The organism is Phaeobacter sp. B1627 (assembly GCF_006265095.1).
In the GTDB taxonomy this organism is placed as follows: Bacteria; Pseudomonadota; Alphaproteobacteria; order Rhodobacterales; family Rhodobacteraceae; genus Epibacterium.
In genome coordinates this window covers 1-2281 of the sequence record NZ_VCNK01000088.1, presented here as the reverse complement: position 1 = coordinate 2281, position 2281 = coordinate 1, and the positions used below count along the sequence as shown (strand labels likewise).

The 2281-nt window shown below is 67.1% G+C and carries 4 protein-coding genes; all 4 read left to right on the top strand.

Features of this window, described 5'->3' with window-relative positions; translation table 11 throughout:
• Positions 1-223: 223 nt before the first annotated feature.
• Genes FGE21_RS20680 through FGE21_RS19735 form a run of 4 tightly spaced genes read left to right on the top strand, consistent with a single transcriptional unit; the run spans position 224 to position 2196 of the window.
• Complete coding sequence (locus tag FGE21_RS20680) at positions 224-442, top strand: Com family DNA-binding transcriptional regulator (protein ID WP_370285839.1); 219 nt, start codon at positions 224-226, stop codon at positions 440-442.
• A complete protein-coding gene (locus FGE21_RS19745; protein WP_139665107.1) occupies positions 399-581 on the top strand; it encodes a hypothetical protein in 183 nt (60 codons plus the stop codon). The genes FGE21_RS20680 and FGE21_RS19745 overlap by 44 nt, the downstream gene beginning before the upstream one ends.
• A complete protein-coding gene (locus FGE21_RS19740) occupies positions 578-1657 on the top strand; it encodes an ABC transporter ATP-binding protein (RefSeq protein ID WP_139665106.1) in 1080 nt (359 codons plus the stop codon). Before FGE21_RS19745 ends, FGE21_RS19740 begins: the two co-directional genes overlap by 4 nt.
• Positions 1654-2196 carry a formyltransferase family protein gene (locus FGE21_RS19735; RefSeq protein WP_139665105.1) on the top strand — a complete coding sequence of 181 codons (543 nt, stop codon included), beginning with the start codon at positions 1654-1656 and terminating at the stop codon, positions 2194-2196. The genes FGE21_RS19740 and FGE21_RS19735 overlap by 4 nt, the downstream gene beginning before the upstream one ends.
• The last annotated feature ends 85 nt before the right edge of the window (positions 2197-2281 follow it).

Here is a 2281-nt window from a genome sequence, read left to right as displayed (position 1 = left end):
GCCACAGTGGCGGCGCAGATCGAAGCGACGGGCGATCCGGCGGGCTTTGACATCCAGACGGCGTTCGGGGCGGCGCTGGCCGCATAACGCAATCGGGAGGCTGAGAGGCGCGCAAACGCCTCTCAACACGGGGCCAACATTCTCACACGTAACCCCGCCGACCAGCATTCGCTTCATGGCCGCTCCCTGTCCTCGAGGACGGCCTTCTTTGGAGTGATTCCCCTTGAAGCTGCAAGACCAACGTTGTGGTGGATGCCGCAAGTTGCTATTCAAACTGGAGCCCGGCGCACTTGTCGGGGCGTTGTCTATCAAATGCCCCCGGTGCCGGTCTCACATAGAATTGAGGCCCGTGAGCCCTTCACCAGAACGCCCCGAGCGTGACGGAAAGGATCGGCTCAGTGCCCAAATCCCAGGAAATCCCATTGCCGGATCTACCGGCTGACACCTACGGCAAACCCAAGGGCAAGCGCTACAGACAGCAGTTTGGCGTGATTGCCCTTGTCGGGGACGAGCAGGCGCAGAAAGCGCTGTTCGCGCGGCTGACCGCCGAAGGCCTCAATTGCAAGGTGGTGAACACATGACCAGGATCACGGTTCACCACCCTTCGCCCATTCCCGCGAGCTACCGCGCGGCGCGGGTATCCAGCCTGTTCAATGTCGAGGGCGACGCCGACTTCCGGATCAGCGTTGAAGCCCCTTTGAAGGACCGGCCGTGGCAGGTCGGTCTGATCAAAGGGCCGTCGGGCTCCGGCAAAAGCTCCATCGCGCGCCGCCTGTTTGGCGCGCGTCGGGTCAAATGCGCCAGCCGCTGGCCGGGCGCGGGGGCCATCGTCGACGAGATCACCCCGGAGGGGTCGTTTGATGCGGTGACGGCGGCGCTGTCGGCGGTGGGGCTTGGATCTGTGCCGTCCTGGCTGCGCCCCTACGCGGCCCTCTCCACGGGCGAGAAGTTCCGGGCCGATCTGGCGCGGGTGCTCTGCGAGCGGCCGGACCTGTTTGTGATGGATGAGTTCACCTCCGCCATCGACCGGCGGGTGGCGACCATTGCGGCCGGGGCGTTCAGCAAGGCCTGGCGGCGCGGGGCAGGGCAGTTCGTCGCCGTGGCCTGCCATGAGGACGTGGAGGACTGGCTGCAGCCGGATTGGGTGATCGACACCGGCCGGGGCGGTGCCTTCTCATGGAGGCGTCTTCGACGATGCCCCAGCCTCGAGGTCGAGATCCACCAGGTCGACGGCAGCCTCTGGCCCGCCTTTGAGCCGCATTACTACCTGAAGCTGGGGCGGATGCCGCACGCCGCCTATTTTGTCGGCCGGATCAACGGGGAGGACGTGGCGCATGTTGCCTTCTCGCCGCGCCCCGGCATGGCGGAGGTGCGGGCCAGCCGATTGGTGGTGCTGCCGGAATGGCAGGGCGCGGGCATCGGGCTGCGGTTCCTGAACGAGCTGGCGGCGCTTTGGCGGCGCGGGCTGAACCGGTGGGAAAAGCCGCTGCCGACGCTGTTTCATACCTCCCACCCCGGCCTTGCGGCGGCGCTGCGGCGCGATCCGCTCTGGGCGCAGACCTCGGCCGTGCTGCATGCGGCCACTCCCCACCCCCGGAAGTTCGGCGGTCACCTCCGGCCGGTGCAGGGGTTCCGCTACATCGAGGGTATGGAATGAAGGTTCTTCTCTTTGGCAACAAACACCTCGGCGCGCGTGTCCTGGACATGCTTCTGGCGCGGGGGCACGCGGTGACGGTGATCACGGCAGACGCCCAGAATGCCTGCGCGGTCTCGGCGGCGCGGCTTGGCGTGCAGACCATCGTGAAGGCGAACCGCACGCCGCTGGTGGCGGCGGAGATCCCGGCCGGGCTGGAGCTGGTTGTCTCGGCGCATTCGCACCGGATCCTGCCGGGGTGGGTGATTGCGCGGGCCGGGCGCGGCGCTATTGGCTATCACCCGTCGCTGTTGCCCCGGTTCAAGGGCCGCAATGCCATCGCCGACGCGCTGGCCGCTGGCGTGCAGTTCACCGGGGGGACGGTCTACCACCTGACGGGGGAGCTGGACGGCGGCGCGGCGGTGCGGGCGCAGGGCCGGGCGCTGCAACGGGCAGTCGCGGTCCGCCGGGGCGAGAGCGCCGCGCAGATCTGGCGGCGCGCCCTGCTGCCCTTGGGGGTGGAGCTGCTCACCGCTGCGGTTGAAGAGTTCGAAGGGGCTTGAACGCCCCTTCAATCCCATCTCAGCCCAAAACCGCGTTGCTGTAAAAAAGTCTGTAAATCACTGTAAGAAAGTCTGTCACGCTACA

What these genes read in the sequence shown, in the direction of transcription:
- FGE21_RS19735 (WP_139665105.1), top strand. Translation starts at nt 1,654, where the DNA reads ATGAAGGTTCTTCTCTTTGGCAACAAACACCTCGGCGCGCGTGTCCTG.
- FGE21_RS19740 (WP_139665106.1), top strand. Translation starts at nt 578, where the DNA reads ATGACCAGGATCACGGTTCACCACCCTTCGCCCATTCCCGCGAGCTAC.